This is a genomic window from Methanolacinia paynteri, from assembly GCF_000784355.1.
Classification (GTDB): Archaea; Halobacteriota; Methanomicrobia; order Methanomicrobiales; family Methanomicrobiaceae; genus Methanolacinia; species Methanolacinia paynteri.
Window position 1 is genome coordinate 84,554 of sequence record NZ_KN360930.1, and the last position, 17,979, is coordinate 102,532.

General features: G+C 42.6%; 14 protein-coding genes. 4 read left to right on the plus strand and 10 right to left on the minus strand.

The window, feature by feature from the left end:
• Positions 1–225 precede the first annotated feature (225 nt).
• Both METPAY_RS06635 and METPAY_RS06640 read left to right on the plus strand, forming a co-directional pair.
• Positions 226–1,014 carry a cache domain-containing protein gene (locus METPAY_RS06635; RefSeq protein WP_169743644.1) on the plus strand — a complete coding sequence of 263 codons (789 nt, stop codon included), beginning with the start codon at positions 226–228 and terminating at the stop codon, positions 1,012–1,014.
• Between the two features lie 81 nt (positions 1,015–1,095).
• Complete coding sequence (locus METPAY_RS06640; protein WP_245611549.1) at positions 1,096–1,605, plus strand: HDIG domain-containing metalloprotein; 510 nt, start codon at positions 1,096–1,098, stop codon at positions 1,603–1,605.
• Between the two features lie 535 nt (positions 1,606–2,140).
• Here the strand turns inward: METPAY_RS06640 and METPAY_RS06645 are convergent.
• The 3 genes from METPAY_RS06645 to METPAY_RS06655 all read right to left on the minus strand — a co-directional run bounded on the left by METPAY_RS06645 (position 2,141) and on the right by METPAY_RS06655 (position 5,725).
• On the minus strand, positions 2,141–3,601 hold the full coding sequence (locus tag METPAY_RS06645) for a DHA2 family efflux MFS transporter permease subunit (RefSeq protein ID WP_048150485.1): 1,461 nt from the start codon (positions 3,599–3,601) through the stop codon (positions 2,141–2,143).
• A 90-nt stretch (positions 3,602–3,691) separates the two neighbouring features.
• A complete protein-coding gene (locus METPAY_RS06650; RefSeq protein ID WP_048150486.1) occupies positions 3,692–4,630 on the minus strand; it encodes a galactose-1-phosphate uridylyltransferase in 939 nt (312 codons plus the stop codon).
• A 96-nt stretch (positions 4,631–4,726) separates the two neighbouring features.
• Complete coding sequence (locus METPAY_RS06655) at positions 4,727–5,725, minus strand: 5,10-methylenetetrahydromethanopterin reductase (RefSeq protein WP_048150490.1); 999 nt, start codon at positions 5,723–5,725, stop codon at positions 4,727–4,729.
• A gap of 328 nt (positions 5,726–6,053) precedes the next feature.
• On the opposite strand from METPAY_RS06655, the gene METPAY_RS14190 reads away from it, so the two are divergent.
• Positions 6,054–8,690, plus strand: a complete 2,637-nt coding sequence (locus METPAY_RS14190) for a tubulin/FtsZ family protein (RefSeq protein WP_052418711.1) — start codon at positions 6,054–6,056, stop codon at positions 8,688–8,690.
• Positions 8,691–9,506: 816 nt separating this feature from the next.
• Here the strand turns inward: METPAY_RS14190 and METPAY_RS06670 are convergent.
• Positions 9,507–9,905 carry a hypothetical protein gene (locus tag METPAY_RS06670; RefSeq protein WP_048150492.1) on the minus strand — a complete coding sequence of 133 codons (399 nt, stop codon included), beginning with the start codon at positions 9,903–9,905 and terminating at the stop codon, positions 9,507–9,509.
• 341 nt (positions 9,906–10,246) lie between these two features.
• Between METPAY_RS06670 and METPAY_RS06675 the strand changes: the two genes are divergently transcribed.
• Complete coding sequence (locus METPAY_RS06675) at positions 10,247–11,107, plus strand: hypothetical protein (RefSeq protein WP_048150495.1); 861 nt, start codon at positions 10,247–10,249, stop codon at positions 11,105–11,107.
• Here the strand turns inward: METPAY_RS06675 and METPAY_RS06680 are convergent.
• The 6 genes from METPAY_RS06680 to METPAY_RS06705 form a co-directional block, all read right to left on the minus strand.
• On the minus strand, positions 11,104–12,255 hold the full coding sequence (locus METPAY_RS06680; protein WP_211251521.1) for a radical SAM/SPASM domain-containing protein: 1,152 nt from the start codon (positions 12,253–12,255) through the stop codon (positions 11,104–11,106). The two genes, METPAY_RS06675 and METPAY_RS06680, sit on opposite strands and share 4 nt — an antisense overlap.
• Before the next feature lie 76 nt (positions 12,256–12,331).
• Positions 12,332–13,258 carry a radical SAM protein gene (locus METPAY_RS06685; protein ID WP_084600715.1) on the minus strand — a complete coding sequence of 309 codons (927 nt, stop codon included), beginning with the start codon at positions 13,256–13,258 and terminating at the stop codon, positions 12,332–12,334.
• Positions 13,259–14,062 (minus strand): hypothetical protein, encoded by an 804-nt coding sequence (locus METPAY_RS06690; protein WP_157199020.1) that lies wholly within the window; start codon positions 14,060–14,062, stop codon positions 13,259–13,261.
• 52 nt (positions 14,063–14,114) lie between these two features.
• Positions 14,115–15,554, minus strand: coding sequence for a B12-binding domain-containing radical SAM protein (locus METPAY_RS06695; RefSeq protein ID WP_048150508.1), 1,440 nt, complete (start codon positions 15,552–15,554; stop codon positions 14,115–14,117).
• Positions 15,551–16,459, minus strand: a complete 909-nt coding sequence (locus METPAY_RS06700) for an SPL family radical SAM protein (protein ID WP_084600716.1) — start codon at positions 16,457–16,459, stop codon at positions 15,551–15,553. The genes METPAY_RS06695 and METPAY_RS06700 overlap by 4 nt, the downstream gene beginning before the upstream one ends.
• The gene (locus METPAY_RS06705) at positions 16,416–17,594 is read right to left on the minus strand and encodes a radical SAM protein (RefSeq protein WP_211251522.1); all 1,179 of its coding nucleotides are present in this window, start codon (positions 17,592–17,594) and stop codon (positions 16,416–16,418) included. The genes METPAY_RS06700 and METPAY_RS06705 overlap by 44 nt, the downstream gene beginning before the upstream one ends.
• Between the last annotated feature and the right edge of the window lie 385 nt (positions 17,595–17,979).

Genomic DNA, 17,979 nt, shown 5'->3' on the forward strand with positions numbered 1-17,979 from the left:
TTGTAACAGTGTTCACATCCGTTAACCTGATAATGAAATATTGAGAAAACTTAACCGATGAAAATATTATACATACCGGTATTTTTGGTATTAATATTGATCTGCATATCCTGCGGATGCACAGACTCAGATTCTGATTCTCCTCAGGTCAATGATACGCCGCAAGTGCCGGTGTTACATGTTGAGACTCGGAACTATACTTTATCCGGGCTCGAGGAATTTGTCATGAACGCATCCGAATATGCAAAAGAAGTAGGTATGGAAGAGGCTGCCGCAGAGTTCAATGATCCTTCCGGCAAATTTGTTGACGGGACCATGTATATATATGCACTTTATTATAACGGAACTTATATCGCCCAGCCTTTCAACCAGAGCCTTGTCGGAACGAACGGATTGTCCGCGACAGACACCAATGGTATGAGGTTTGTCGAGGCGTGCCGTGATGTGGCAGAATCGGGAGGAGGAGAGGTTCTTTATACCTATCCGAACCCGTCGGATAATATGACATACGAGGAAAAGCTCGGGTATGTGTATCCAGTCGATGATGAATGGTGGATAGGCTCAGGAATATATCTTGACGATCTTGTGGATAAAACCAATAGCACACCCCTTTATCTTGGATACGTGAAGGATTTTATGACCGGTGCGGCCTTATTTGCCGAGAACGTATCCATGGATGAAGCAATCTCGGTGTTCAACAACCAAAGCGGAGATTATTTTGATCTTGACAACGGGATGTATGTCCTTGCGCTGGATTATGATGGAAATATCCTTGCCCATCCTGCATACCCGGAGATCATAGGTGAGAATATCTATGATCGTGAGATGAAATTCGGTGTCAAAAGTATCCAAAGAGCAGCAGAAATCGCTCGTAATGGCGGAGGATTCATAATTTACAGTTATGATGGAACCGACGGCACAATTAAGCAGAACCTGAATTATGTCATGCCTGTCGAAAAGGACGACTACTGGATAATCAGTTCGGGTATTTCCAGGGATCTGCTCCAGTATTGATTATCCCAACCCTTTTTTTACATAGAGTTCATTCTTATCATTATGCGGCGCGATGAAGCCTTGGCCCTTTTGAAGTCTCGCGTGAGCGGTAAAGGTCTGATAAATCACTGTATTGCAACTGCGGCAGTAATGAAGGCTGTTGCTGCAAGACTTGGAGAAGATCAGGATAAATGGGAGATTATCGGGATTCTTCATGACATAGATTTCGAATACACAGGCGGTGACATGACTCTTCACGGTGCAGAAGGCTACAGGATACTCGCCGAAACCGGGGTTCCGGAAGAGATTGCAGGGCCTGTGAAGAGACACAATTATGAGATGTACGGGGATTCGAAAACTCCTGTGGATACTGCACTCACTGCAGCCGACAATATATCGGGGCTGATAATCGCCTGTGCCATGGTCAAAGGCGGAGATTTATCTGCTGTTTCAGTGAAAACCGTTATGAAAAAGATGAAGGATTGTTCGTTTGCGGCGGGATGCAGCAGGGAGAGAGTAAGGATGATCGAAGATTGCATTGAGCTTCCTGAATTTTATGAGATCTCTATTGAGGGATTAAAGACCGTTAAAGATGAGATTGGTCTTGTATAATCCGCGAATTTTGTTATATCTGAAAACTTTCACTCCCTGTAGCCGGAAAGAAGAGAAAGGGTTTGGATTTTATTTGGCTCTTCGCTGTTTCATATAGGTAAGTAATTGTTCGAAAATACTTCGCATTTCCTCATCCTCATATACGTTCGGATATTACATACATGGCACTTCCGTATTGCTTACAGATCTTACTCAGGCAACCCCGGCACCGGCGGTCAAAGACCGCCGGACGGCCCCTGCCCAGGGACCTTGCCTTTAAGATAGCTTTTCCATGGCACGCCCAGGGGACCGGCGAGGGTCCCCTGAGCTGTTGAATTTAGCCTTCTTTGGCATATTCCGTTCCGTACACGCCATGAGTTTTTCACATCCTGCTGCTCAGGGGATACTCGTCTATCCCCTGAGTGGCCTATCATGATAAGAGGCCCCGAGGTCGGGGCCGATCCGCGGGCCTGCTTTGCGGCTCGCGGCGAGGGGTTGCCAAAAGTAGTGAAACCTGTATTTTGTACCCACGCAGATTAGCGAAGAGCCTTTTATTTTATCTTTCCGTGCTGTTCCCTGCTTCTGCCGCCCTTTTTTTATCGGGTACCAGCAGTGCGAACAACAGTGCCGCTGCCATGAGTACAATCGAGAATATATAGATATAAGGCATCGCGGACGAGAAGACATATGCCGAGACGTCGTTTATGGAGATTCCTCCGCTGTTAACTGTTGTACTCGCCATTCCCGACTGGAGTATCAGCGTATAAATTGCTGTTCCAAGGCTCATCCCTATGTAAAAAACGAGGTTGCTTATGGCTGAGCCCGTGATCTCAAGTCCTTTCGGGCTGTGTTCGATAATTCTGCTTGCACCGGAACTTGCAACCGCTCCTATCGCCATTCCGAAGAGGATTAGGGCGATGACCATGTAAATTATCATGCCCGGGCTAGTCAGGGATATTAAGAAGATTACAAATGCTATGGTTCCGATCAGGGCAGATATCGAACAGACCATTCTGTTGCCCTCGTAGTCGGAGAGGAATCCTCCGGCAGGCCCTGCGATGATCATTATCATAGGCGGGATGAGCATGTAGAGTCCTGATATGTCGGGAGTGAATTCGAGAACCTTCTCCAGGTAGAAAGGAAGAATAAGTTCTATTCCACCTAGTACTATCTCGAATACGAGCAGGAAGGCTGTAGAGAGCAGAAAGGCCCAGGACAGGAATATGGACATATCCAGTATAGGGTCTTTGGATCTCTTCTCCTGGATAATGAATATTACAAGGGCCAGTATGGAGACTGCTGCCGTTATTATGGTCTCCGGTGAACTCCACCCGTATTCGCTTCCTTTCGTGAGCAGAAACAGAAACGATACCATGAAGAGCGACATGAATACGAGCCCGCTGTAATCGAAGCCATTTGATCTTTCTGCCGGGCTATATGGTTTCAGGCAGAAGTACGTCAGGGCCATCCCGATGATGCCGATAGGTATGTTGATGTAAAATATCCAGTGCCAGGAGATGAAATGGGTTATGTATCCTCCGATTGCCGGTCCTGCTGCAAGGCCGAATCCCCCGGCGCCCATAATAATTCCAAGTGCACGCCCTCTTGTCTCCGGGGTAAATCCTATTGCGACCTGTGCAGGAACGGCTGCGGCCATCATCGCTCCGCCCGTGGCCTGCAGGAACCGGAAGAATATGAGCAGTTCTATTCTTCCTGATATTGCGCAAAAATATGAGCTTACGGTAAACAGGAGTAGTCCTGCAAAAAGGATCTTTCTGGTCCCCGTTTTCTCAATAACTTTTGCGAATGGAAGGAGCAGGCAGCTTATCGTCAAAAAATAGACCATCGGGATCCATGACGCGGTCCCCAGGTTGATATTGAAGTCGGATGCGATTGTAGGGAGAGAGATATTGAGGGCGGTTCCGTCAATAAGTTCTATTGCAGTTGCAAGGGAGAGGAGAAAGAGCACTGGCCAGTGGCCATACTGTCCATCCTTTTCTCCCTGTTCCGCATTCATAAATTTCTCTGCCTGTGCTATATTGTTTGAAATGATTCTTTATCAGTCTGGCGGGTCTATCCTGCATCTGTATGCCGAAGTTCTGCCGGATTAATACTTCTGGAATCTACTGTCTATCCTTTTTAGATCTTCGGGAACGGTCATGACGACAGGTTCAAAGTGCAGTCTCTCCATGAATGCCGAATCGGAGATCGACTCCGGGTTTGGGTTTATCCTTGCAATGATCGATACGAACGCCCTGAAATACCTTTCATGCTCGTCTTTTCCGAACCTGATCGCCATATTGAGGGCATGATTGCCGGCATTTTTATAGATCTCCATTACTCTCCTGATCCCTCCGGCGATCTCAGGAATGAACTCTTCAAAATCGTTGAACGAGCAAAAAGGAAGATATCCCCTGATCTCCTTTTCTCCTGTCGGTACCGGGTTTGCACACCACGTTATCTCGTCGCCAAACAGATACCTCTCGGATTCTTTTTCCGATTCGGCTACTGAAAGCCAGTAATTCGATCCTGTTCTATCAAAATATTCCTTTGACCTGTTTATGTAAAGAGATGTCAGGTATGTAGGAATCCCTTCCGAGAATCCCTGCAGATGGGGATGGATCATGCTTGCGCCTGCAGAGGAAAGATAATTCCAGTTTATCGTGGCAAATCCTTCTTTTTCCTTAAGGCCCAGAAACTGGCCTTTAAGTGAATCGAGGATCTGGTTTTCGGTAATCTCATGTGGGCAATGCTCCCTTGTGATTACCGTCACTATATGGTTCTCACCGAAGGGGTAGATGTTTGGAAAAGTAGTGCTTTCTCCAACATGTATTCTTTCGCCGGTTTCAAAACAGGGTGTGTCTTTTTCGATATTTTCAGGGCAGAACGGGCAGGACTCATTCATTTCTAATGCCTCAGGTATCCTGAGATCATTTAAACCCCTTTCTTCTCTTGACGGGCATATCCTGCACCTGATTCCCGTCAGTGTTTCTTCCCTGTACTCGATCTTTCGTCCGTTTATATCAAGAAGAGCCTTTGAAAACATGAGAACTCCGGAATCTGTACATTGTCCTGCCTGAACAGTACTAATTTAAAAAAGGTGCTGAAAACAAAAAAATTTTGGTATATTGTCCTGTTTTACTTAGACAATGTACTTTCCGAGAAGGCGGATGGAGTTTGTCATGTCGGGTCCGAGTGGTGAACCGAAGATGATCTGTGTAACTCCTGATGCGGTAAGGTTCTCGCACTTCTCTTTTACCATCTCAGGTGTTCCTGCGATTGTGAATGCATCGATCTCGCCGTCTCCGACAAGTCCTCCGACTGCACCAAAGTCGAAACGTGAAAGTGCATCTTTGATCTTCGCTACGTTTGAAAGGTCAAGGCCGTGGCGTTCGAGAAGTGCCGGTGGTGAACCTGCTGCAATGAATGCTGCAACGATCTTTGCTGCATTGCGTGCCTTCTTCTCGCTCTGGTCGATCGACATTGCGGTGTATGCACCGACATCGAACTTCTTGAACTTCTTGTCGTCAACCTTGTCGCATGCCGCTTTGATCAGCGGGATTGCGATGTCGAAGTCCTTGGAGTTTGATGCGTTGATGAGTGCTCCCTCTCCGATCTCACCTGCAAGTTCGAGCATCTTGGGACCCTGGGCACCAATGTATACGGGGATTCCCTTCTTGCCCGGAAGCTGGACACCGGTAAGCTTTGCACCGTCGTAGTCGAAGAATTCCATGTTTCCGCTCTTTTTGACTTCGTTACCTGAGCAGAGTGCCTTGATCTGCTGGACACCTTCCTTCAGGCGTGCAACGGGCTTTACGGGGTCGATTGCGAGCTTCGGGAGTGTCGATAGGTCGCCCGGTCCGATACCGAGAACTGCGCGCCCTTCGGAGATCTCGTTCAGTGTGCACATAAAGGATGCAATTGCTGCCGGAGTGTCCGTGAATGTGTTCATGATACCCGGTCCCATCTTGAGGCTGTCTGTTGCCTGTGCAATTGCTGCAAGGGTGGGGTAGCAGTGGCGGTTGTTATAGTGGTTTGTAATCCACGCAAAGTCAATATCTTTGTTCTCTGCGAGTTTACAGTACTTTACAACCTGCTTAACGCTGATGTTTCCTGGTACAAATTCTATTCCATAACTCAAGGTCTATTCACCTCAAATAGAGTATTAATTCCGGGAGATTTAAAAACATTGCCATTTTGTTGCATTATCTTTTGGATTTTGTAAAAAAATAAGAAAAATATGGATTCCGGCTGTTGTAATAACTGTATTTTCAGCCTGTTTTATCACGAGAATTTATTGATATGTACTTACATATTATTCTTATTACATATGTCGCTCGTACGGCAGATTGGGTTCACCGGAAAGTATATCATGAGTTTCCGAGTGTACATGTTTTATAAAGCGAATATGGGATAAAAGCGGAATAATCCCTGTCAGGGATTTCTGACTTCGGAAGCCTTTCACTGATATGAGGATCCTTACAATAGGCGTAGGAGGAGCGGGGTCGAGGATCGTCGACCAGCTATATTATCAGGACCAGCGCAGCAGTATAAGCTGTATATCTGCTGTAGTAGTGGATACTGACGGAAATTTCCTGTCGCAGCTCCGTTACCTTCCCGATGAGGCCAAGATATTCTTTCCTGCAATTGATCCCGAGGTCCATTTCGATGTACGCTCCACTGTCGATCTGAACGAAGTGATGACACAGATCAAAAGGATGGACAATATCGATATCGATGCGATAATGATATTCACCGGTCTGGGCGGGAATCTCAGTGATATCATCCCTGATCTGACCAAAGAGATCCGCAAGTCGTATTTCGAGCCTGTTTTTGTAGTCTGTACACTCCCTTATCTGAGGGAAGGCAGGCGACAGGCGGCAAAGGCGGCCGACGATCTTGAAAAGATCGAAGAATCTGTCGACGGGATATTTCTTTTCGACAACGAAACCTGGTACAGGAAGATAAAAGCCTCCTTTGAAGTCACGATCGATGAAGCGGGAAATCCGGTAAGTACCCCGTCACCCTACGGTAAATCGTTCCCCGAAAACCCGAGGGACATGTACAGGATGCTGAATGAGAAAATATCCCGCCAGATCGGACTTTTGCTGAGAGCGGGAGAGTTCAACGAAGACGGTTTCGATTCAGCCGAGGTGGTCCTTGATGCCGGCGAGATCCTGAATACGCTGAAAGGCAACGGAATTACTGCTGTCGGCTATGCGGTGGAGCCTCTTCCGACAAACTGGACCGATATATTTGATAAGTGGCTTCCTGAAAAACAGCTGAATAATTTCAGTGAGGAGTCACAGAAGAGGGCGACGAGAATTGTTGCTCTTGCAAAGAAAGCCGTCTATGAGGATATCTCAGTTCCATGCGACCTGACAAGCGCAGAAAAGGCCCTTATTCTTATTGCAGGTCCTTCTAGGGAACTGTCGATGAAGGGTTTTCAAACCGTCAGGAAATGGATAGATTCGAGTATCGCCGGCCTGGAAATGAGGGCGGGAGATTATCCTGTTACCAATACGAAGTTTGTCGGGATTATTATAATGCTCTCGGGAATCCATAACATCCCGCGGCTGGAAGAGATAAAAAGGCTCAGGGATGATTTTCTCCGTGAACAGGATGAGAAGAAAGCAATTGAGGAGGACCAGAGCCTGCTCGAGGAGGAGATGCTTCTTTTATCAGGAATGGGTCATTCTCAGATAGATTCCGGGTTTACACCTGCAGATGAACCGGCTGAGGCGGTCAGGCGAGTGCAGAGTTATGAGCCAGAGATAGCACAGCCTCTGCAGAATTACTATGCCCCGGATTACGATCAGTACAGCCGGAACGATGAGGCCCTTGAACAGGAAGCGCTGGAGTTTATAGGTGGTTATTCTTCAAAACCGCCGAGGGCAGAGGCGAAGAGAAACTTAAATGTTGCACCAATTATTGAGGTAGGAGATGACAGATATATGGATTCGGAATATACGGAGGATTCGGAAGGGTCTCTCGATCTGAAGGATTTCCTTGAGGATGAGCCTGAAGAAGAACCCCAAACCCATGAGTTGACAAATGACCCGCGATTTATAGAATATAAGAAACAGTATTCATTCTCCGCACTCCTGGAGGATGACAGCGAACCTGAGCCTTCAACAGATCCGTTTGACAGCGGCTGGATGGATGAGGAAAGGACACCGGTCATACGGCATCGGCACCCCGAACCGGAGGAGATTCCGCTTACATCGAGAGAGTATGTTATGGAGCAGGAATTTCAGGAGTATTCTGCTGAAAAACGCGAGAATGATTCCTTAATACCTGCCAAACCTGCCGTGAAGGACGACCAGATCTCGATATCGGGAAAGAAAGAGAAGAAGGTAGACAATAACGGAATCATCCTTCCCGGCAGGTCGGAACGCAATGTTTCCGATATGACGAGGATGACGTCTGTCAATATGGGAAACGCACCTAAAGATACAATCTTCGGGGCAGGCGCGAGGATAAAGGGCCCGATGATGCCAAAAGAGAAGAGCGATGTTGCGATGGTCGGTGAGAAGATCAGTATCGGGAGAAATTCATTCCATGCGACCGACAAGACTCTTTCGGCAGGCAACTTCTCTGCAGGCTCGAAGATGAGGCCGAAGGACAATGTATTCGGGGGAGGATCGGTCTCTGCCGGAAAGGCGATCCATCCGAATGACAGTACGTTTACCGGTTCGGGAGTTTCGGTTGGAAAGAATATGTCGGTCAACGACAGCACCTTCTCCGGTGGGAAAGTGAATATGAAACCGAATATCCTTCCCAAAGATAGTGACAGGATATCGGTGAAGGGCAAGGTGAAGAAGCCCAAAGAACTCCTTTCTGACAATATCGGTATGAGGCAGGGCGGCGGCAAAGGGCCGAAGGAACTTCTTTCCGATAATATTAAAATGAGAGGGGGGGCTTCGAAACCGAAAGATGATATATTTGCCAAGTCGGTGACAAGCAAAAAACCCGCCGGACCCTCAAAAGGAAATCCCGGAAAATCTTCATTTTCAGGAACGGGGGATCTCATATCTGCATCCGGTCAGAAGAAAAATGCCAAGAAAGGATCGGATTCGAAGGACGAAGATCTCTTCTGGGCATGAATAGAATTAAATTCTAAACCTTTTTTTTGATTTTTGTGAAAAAGGGATCTCTTTGTCTTCCCGGCCGAGGCAACCGAAGGGCTGTCGCCCTTTCGATACCGAGGGTGACCTTCGGTCACCGGTTCATTTCATGAAATTATTTTGAGAGATACCCTCTGGGTAGTGTCTAGGCCGGGTTATCATGATTAAGCAGGTTTCGCAGAAACCTGCGTCCGGGTTGCCCCGGAGGGGCTTATGCCCTTTTCAAAACTAGGGCTTTTTTTTATTGTTATAGAGGGAGGGGTAAGTTCCCCCTCCCTATGACCCTCCCCCTAATCGCGATAGGTCGCATTCGGGGATGGGCGGGCATCCCCTCATGCTCCATAAATTATGTACACCTGAATGAATGAGATCACATCTGATCTACTAAAATTATTCTTCCTTACCGAGGCAATCGAAGTGGTCCTCGACACTTTTCGAAACCCCGAGGGTGACCTTCGGTCACCTGTTAACCCAAAAGAAAAGATGAAACCCAAAAATGGACTTGGCGGGATTTGACCCCGCGGCCTCTACGTTGCGAACGTAGCGATCTCCCCCTGATCTGCGAGGAAAACAAAATTGAGGAGAAATGTTTAATGATTGTAGGCAAAGTGGTGCGATTGAGACAGACCGGTATCCGTGCTCAGAGCACACTCATCCATTCGTAACCACCCCGACCAGACTCTGTTACAGGTTCGGGGACCTAAGTCGAAATTGGTCTAACCTGTCTATAACCGCGTAACAATTCTCCCAGAAGCAAAAAAGATATGGGTCAGCTATCCTCCTTGGTTTTCATGCTCATCTATGAGCCGAAGGCTCAGCGCGCTCTGTTGAATTCCTCCCCGACGAAACAATGATGACTGCTTGACCTGCTTTCGTCAGGTCGTGGAGGATCGCCGTACTCTTGATCTCCTTGACTTGGAAACTGTATTTTCTCGTCTTCAATTCCTCTCGGAATCTCCCTTTGAGCACTGAAAAGGCTGTTTCGACTTTGTTTCGTTCCCAGCACTGCAACGGATTGAAGTCTGTGTACATCTTCTGTAAATGGGTCCTGGATCGGATCCCCCCTTGCCAAGTTCTGACTGGAATCACCGAATCTGCATCGAGGAGGACCTCAGCCCTGCGTGACTCTTCTTTACGGTTATTACGTTTATCAATCCGTCTCTTGTTTCTCTTATCGGTTTCCTTTTTGGTCATTTTATCGAATCTCCGTACGGAAACCACTCTTCATTACAATTTTCTGTCACGAACCATTCCGAAGCCAAGTTGAAGACGAAGACTGAAGAACGGTTCGTCAATGCTGTCAGAAGAACTGCTTAATGCAACACATCAGTCGAATGCTCGATATGATTAAATATTGCTATGCAGTATATTACACTATGTGCAATGAGAAATATGATGAAAAATGCGGCACATCTGAAGAGAAAGAGGATGGCGCCTTTGATCCGATTTTAGGAGAGATAGTCGCTGATGATGTTTTCTCCTTTACGTTGCTTTCATGTCATTGTTCGAAGTGTGGCGACTAATGAGCTACACTGATGAATTTAGCTGAGATAAGCACGCTGTTGCTTCACGGTGAGTCTGGGCATAGGAACAGTTTTACTGATGGTTATTTTTTTGATTCTGGAATATTGTATGGAAACTTGGATGCTGAAATTAGCAGAATAATTTGTGGAATAGATGTTGGAGCTGAAGAGATTATAACCACAGATAGATTCAAGACAAACGCATGTTCTGACTTATTACTTTCACACCATCCAGAGGGTAGATTTGCACGAGGCATTCTAAACGTGATTGATTGTCAACGGACTTTGCTGTTGTCTATGGGCCTGCAACAAAAAAAAATAGACGCGGTAATTGACAAATTAAAAACGGAACTGATAGCGCATTACAATAGTTGTAATCTTTTGAGAATAGAGTCTTTTTGTGAAATGCTAGAAACGCAAATGATGTGTCTGCATACTCCTGCTGATACTCTTGCAAAGGAATACCTTGATTCGTTGTTCGAAAATCATGATTTGACACTTGGAAGCATCATCAGCAGGATAAACTTGATTCCTGAGTGTAAAATCTCAGAAAAGTTCTGTGGTACAAAATCAGAAATATTATTCGGAAGTGGAGATGACAAGGCTGGAAAAATATTTTTCATGGTCACTGGCGGAACATCACTACCAAACGAACTATATGAAAATCTATCGGATTCTGGGGTAGAGACTATTGCGGCCCAATATTTCTCAAATAGTGATATAGAAACCGCAAAGAAATGTGGTATTAATGTTATATCTCTGGATCATATTGCAATTGACTCCCTGGGTATGAATCTAGCCTTGGATGCCGTTAGAAGAAAGGGAATCCCAATAATTCCAATTTCTGGTTTTATTTCAGTAGATAGAACCTAAACCACATCAAGTATCTTACAAGATAATGTGTCTGGCTCTGAGATAGCTCCAGTTTTTAGATAGGCACGACTCCTACACCCTCCTCCACAGATTTTTATAAATTTGCAACTTTTTTCTTTACATAAGATATTTTGTCGTATATCGTTCAACTCATCGCTGTCCCATATGTCAGATATACTTTCATTGCATATATTTCCCAACGAAAACAAATTCGACTGGGCTGAAGATAAGGTCGGACACAGACATATCTCTCCATCCGACTTAATAAAAATCATACTGGTCGCCACGCCACATAGTGGATACTTAGAATTATTGGGTTTTAAACCATATCTGATGATGTTATCTTTATATATCTTTGCAATTTTTTCATCTGAAATATGAAAAACATTTTTCATTGCCCTCCCCTGATTGAGTACAGGTGCGACCCTTACGCCTACGTCCAGCTCCTTCCCGATTTTGTAAATATCTTCAATCTTTTCGACATTTTGGGGAGTTAGTGTGGTATTTATCACGACGGGGATCCTACTTTGACGCAACAATTTTATTCCATTCATGGTTTTGTCAAATGACCCCTCTACTCCCCTAAAACAATCATGACTGTGTGGTTCAGAATCATCTAGACTGACATATACTCTTTCCACATTGCCGAGTTTTTTTATTCGCTCGACAATTGGCTTTGTAATCAGAGTTCCATTTGTAAAGATAGAAGTTAAAAACAACTTATCTCTTAAAATCGCCATTATCTCCAAAAAATTTGGATGTAACATCGGTTCTCCACCAGTCACATCTAATCTATATGATCCCATAGCAAGTGCTTCGGCCACAATATCTTTTATTCCATCCAAAGAGATGTGACGGACTTTTGCCGATCCATTATAGCAATGCTTACACAAGAGATTGCACGAACTTGTTATCTCAACGAAAACACGCCTCAAATATAAACCACTCTTTTGATTTCGGACAGAGATTTTTCCGGTTTGGGATACATCATGTGTAAAAAAATTAGATTCAATTAGTTGTCGCTCTGCCTGTTTAATTTTCGACAGTTCAAACACCTTGCTCTCATAATCCAGCTTGATTCCCTTAGAACATGATTGCGATTGGATGAAAGTGTACATGTCTTGGTTGATATGTCTTCTCAGTGACATACTAAATGAATATATGAATGGATTTTTCCCACCAACAACCAAAACGTCCCCATTCGGGTACAGATTATCCTCCGAATCATTTAGCGAGTTCACCGATTGCATCGGAAACAACCTCCATATAGTCAAAATACTCCTTGTGGCGGATATTCCTTCTCATTATACTGTGCAACTTCTCTACTAATTCATCAACATTAACAGATAGTTTCGGATACGTACTAATTGACGAGATTTTAGTTCTGCTTGAGTCATCTCTGTATGGTACCAAATCCCCATTACACATAATCCATGGCATTATCTTAGGGAAAATCTGACTTTCTGATATGGAATATTTTTTATTGTTTACAAAATCGGGCACTGACATAATCCTATAATTAGATTCTTTAGAGAGACGCCTCACTATATCAATTTGACTCAAAACTTCTTCGTCACTCAACCATAAATTTCTACACGTTTTGCCCATTCCAACTTTGGAAATGTGAGAGAATTTGACTGATTGTGGGGAAAGATCCAAAAAGTTTTGTATGATTTCATCTTCGAATTGAAAACTTTGTGGAACGATGGTGCATTGAACATTTACGTTACAGTTGGCAGAGATCAACTTTTTAAGGGAAATCTGTGTTTTTTTGAACATATCTTTGCCTCTCAAAGCATTGTGTATCTTTTCAGATCCATCATGTGTTATAAACACTTTGTCCACCTTTTCCGAGACGAACGATATATGCTTGTCTGTTAGTAGAGTTCCGTTTGTGAATATGTCAACAAGCAAGCCTAGGTCGTGTGCATTTTCGATAATCTTGAGTACATCTCCCCTCATGAAGATTTCCCCTCCAGTAAGCATTAATCGCCTACCATCTTTTGAAAAATTACTGAAAAATTTGTTCAACTTTTTGAATGGTACATCTATACCCTCTTTCATAGGACAGCATGCGTAACAAAACGCACACCGTAGATTGCATTTCGATGTTATTTCTACATTGACATTTTCGATCGAAATGGTCAGGATCTATCCCTCCGCATGATTAATAAAATAATCAATCCATGGAAATATGGGATATGGATATGGAATCAGATCCTCCAAAAATATATTTTCACAAGTTTTTAAAAAATAATTGTGGCTTTCACTTCCAATATAGCGCACGATTTCATTCAAAATACCATCATCCGAAAATGACCCCATTTTGTATTTTCCGTCGATTTTTGAACAGAATGGAAAAATATCACCAGAATCAGAAAAAACCATACATCTGGGCACATTGCTTTTCTTTGAGTGACATGTGCAAGGGTCTGTTACATAGGCATTACATGGATGTTTTCTGATAAAATCAGACGGTAGAATCCCATAATCGACGCCTATTTTTGTATGATTGCTTTTGACAGATATTAAATCACCATACAATTCAGTCAACTGAGACAAAGACATGCCAGTTTTACAATTTATTGAAATGTTTGGTGATATTATAATTTGAGAATTAGTTACATTGTCACCAATAAATTTCAGCAAAATGTCTTTCTCTTCATAGTCAACAGACACTTTAAGTGCGGAAACGTGGGAATTAATTTTTTCAAGATCTCCAAGCGCTGATGCGTTTATTCTTAACAAAGATACCACATTTTTTGGGATTTTAGCTATTTTTTCAATCAAATTGTAGTCGTCCACCGAGCAAACAAAAACAGTACTTGGCATCGAATCGGCAACTTTGAAAAAAATCTTGATGTTGTCAATATCTGACGATGCGAAATGTAGGGATTTAACACCCATCTGACTAATGCCATCTCTAATAAATTTCGTATTGAAAACATCAACCATGTTATCTGGTACGATGATTCGTGCATTTTCTTGTTCTGTGAAAATAGACCTATTAATCATAGACGCCAGCCCATCTTTTATAGTGTTCTTCTACCATTTCAGATAAACATATGGCTCCACCACTATCAAGGTATGCATCAAATACATCTAGCAAGAATATTTTAAACGATTCCGTGTAAGACCTTCTGTTGGAAGCATCTTTCATCTCCAAAATCTTAGCACAGAAAAGTTTCCATAATTCCTGCCTAACTTTTTTGAATTCGAGAAGAATCCTGTTTACATCTTCGCAAACATACTCCACTTTCTCTTCACTGAGGCTGGCTTTTGAATGTTTATATATTTTTGTTCCCCTATGGGCGTGCATTTCATAAAAAATAGTACCGGCTCCAGAATGATTTCCTAGTCCCGCAATCCCGAGAAAATCATACAACCTGAGGTTTCGAATGTTCTGTATTCCCTCTTTCAAGTCAGAAATTGTTGACTCAGGATCTGCGATCAACCACCCGATTTTTACAGAGATTCCATGTTTTTCAAGAAGTTTTAAAGATTTCTCAACATCATTGAAAGTTATGCCTTTTTTTGTTCTACGAAGAGCTGAATTCGATGGTGAGTCCACTCCTACAAACACTGTTTTGATGCCAATTTTCTTTAACAAGATAACAGTCTCTTCGCATGTCAACGAATCTGCCCTCGTTTCACCATATAGCTCCAAATCTACCCCCTGTGCATCGAATTGGGCATATATATTTTTGAGTCTGTCGATTCTGCCTTTTGGCGGTCCAATAAAATCTGAATCCAGAAGCTGGACTCTTTTCACACCGATCAACATAAGTGATTTCATAACGGATGCGAAAACCGCTGGATCTATTGGATTCCAGGCGATTTTGCATTTTTTTGATGCAGCGCCAATCATACAAAATGAACATTCCATATACCAACAACCTCTGCTGGAGTGCAAAAATGCTAGGTCATTATCTACTTTGGATATCATCTTTTTCGGATCCACCAAACTGATTATTTCATCGAGTGCGATTGGATTATGGACGTCCAGATGTCTTTCGCGGTTCGTATCATTTACTGGCTTGTACTTCAAATCAGATAGGATATCTAATATCATTTTTTCAGAATTTAATGGAATGATATAGTTTAATTCTTCGAACTCTTTCAGACCTTCAATCCCTGCCAGTAGCCCTCCGATGCCGATTTTCACCATGTCACTAATATCTACTTCATCAAAGAACAAATTCATGTCTTCAAGTCTATGAATTGGATTTATGATGACAATGGCTGGATTAAATTTTTCAAATTCGGAATTCAAAAGATCTTTATCTACAGACTCATTGGAAAGATAATCAAAAACTCTAACATCATATCCTTTGAATCTGATATATTCAGATAGATATATCAAATCAGAAAGATGGATAGAGTCCTTCACATTTTTGTTACGATAAATAGATTGACTATATGGCAAAACACATGCAACACGTGTCATGCCTCCACCTCAAAATTTTTTAGATCTGATTCTCCACTGACTTCTAACATTATGCCATGCGCTCTACAAATCTTCAACATTTTGCCGAGTATTCCTAATCGGTATTCTCTCGAGGCATGAAACATTCTTCCATTCTTATATACATACAATTCCTTATATTTTTCATACAACCCAGGTGAAAAAGAATCGAGATATTCTTTTTCTTTCTCTAGTGCCCCCTCTACGATATCTGCTACACTCGTAACAATAAACTCCGCACCACATCCTTTAACATTTTTAATGAGCTCTTCTATTTTTTCAGGATTATCATTTATCAGCGGGAAAATAGGATCTATCCTGACAACAATTCTGAAACCCATGGACGAGAGTCTTCTTACTTGTTCTAACATCTCATACACTGGCGCGCCTCCTCCTCGGACTATATATTTTCTTATATTCTCATCGATGGAGACTATCGTTAATTCGATTATTGGATCTACATTTTTTTTTAGTAATAGTATGGCCGATTTTGGCAATATCGCCTTCGTTGAAATTGTCACTGGACAATTGTGCTTGTTACATACATTTATTATTCTTTGAGTTATTTTCAAACAGTCGTTAATGGGTTGAAATGGATCTGCCACGGGGGAGAGATGAACCCTGACTTTTTTATTGAACTTCAACAGGGATTCATCCAAAATTTCCACAATATTTTCTACAACTGTCAATTCATTTGATTCATTGAATAACAGGAACGCCTTTTTTTCCAAAAAATTATCATTGGCAGGACAAAAAAGACAGCGATGTGTACAACCCTGGTAAGGACTTAATAAAACTCTATCGGACATTGGATCTATTGAGGAATGGTCGGTAATTTTTATCCTATTTACCTTCATGGTACAACATCTTTTTCCAATACTCTTCATATGGCAAGTTATCTGGGAAGACTTTTAATATTAATTTTATTGCTTCGACGATTCTTCTTTTCTGATAGATACAGTATGTTTCGGTTCTGCCCCCACAACTTTTTATATGCAAAAATTTATATTCACAGGGTTTGTCACAGATCCATCTCGCCCAACAACCATCACAACTATCGATGTTTGGATCGGTTTTTTCCTCCCAAGGATTGAGAACTTGATGGGAGGAATCGCCGTTGAAAAAATGACATGTATAACAATCGCCTTTAACATCAAATGACATGTAACTTTTACCAGCCGGGCAGTTGAATGGAACTCCGTCAAAAAAATTATCACCCGCCAGAATCTTTGTCACTGGCTCTGTGATGAGATTTATGTTCATTTTCTTTCCAAGATTATCGGAAATGAACTGCGAAACATCGGAGATTTCAGTTTCAATCCTGGCATATAGATCATCAATACATATACCATCTTTGATGGCAACGTCGAAAACAATATTTTTTAAGCCTAGTGCCTTGAAATATTCAAGTCTGCCCTTTAAATCAATTGGTAATCCGTATATTGTAGATCGTACAAGAATTCTATGCAGACCTATTTTTTTCAGGCGCTCAATACCACGGACAATTTCCTTTGAAGTTGGCCCTCCATCTTTGAAAACTCTGGCAGAATCATTTATGCATGGTTGGCCGTCTAAGCTTACCATGAAACGTATGTTTCCATATTGACGAACAAACTCTACGAAATCGTCTGTTATAAGTGTTCCATTTGTGAATATATCCACACATATTTTTGAAAAATTATCAGCGGATTTCTGTCGAAGATAAGATATTGCATACTTTAGTAGATCTATATTCAACATGGGTTCCCCTCCAAAAAACACAACATTGGATTTTTGATCATCCTTAAGTTGCCCTACGAAGGTATCTATGATATCACAGAGTACGTGGGCACTCATCTCTCGGCTCGTCTTTTTATTATGGGTGTCGCCATCGTCGGCAAAACAATATTTGCACCTTAAGTTGCAAGAGTTCTGTATGTTGATATTAATTCTAGTTACATTGTCAGAAGTTTTCAATTCTGATTTAGAAAAAAATCCGAATTTAATGAGAGACTCTATCTCTTTTTCGATATCTTCGTACATAATGTGTTTTGTTAAACACTCATACGCATAATCTGATATTTTGCATATATTTCCGTTCTCTTTAACTATAAAAATCTGATTTTCATCGACAGATAGAACTTCCCATAGTGTTTGATCACCATTCATAACATCATTTGGAGTCAGAGAATCAGAGTAACGTCTTCTGGGATAATTTATTGGGTTAAAATGAACCATGTGATGTCACTCGAAATTGGAAATTGTACTATTTAATCCTGTGGTTATAGAAAGTGTGTTGTCTTATCAAGGAATCTCGTGAATGGCGAGACTTGTGAAAACGTCCGGTAATTTAAGGAACCAAACAGAACTCACGTCAGCGAAACGAACTTTTTCGCGTGTATTTCGTCTATATTTTACTCTCTCTGTC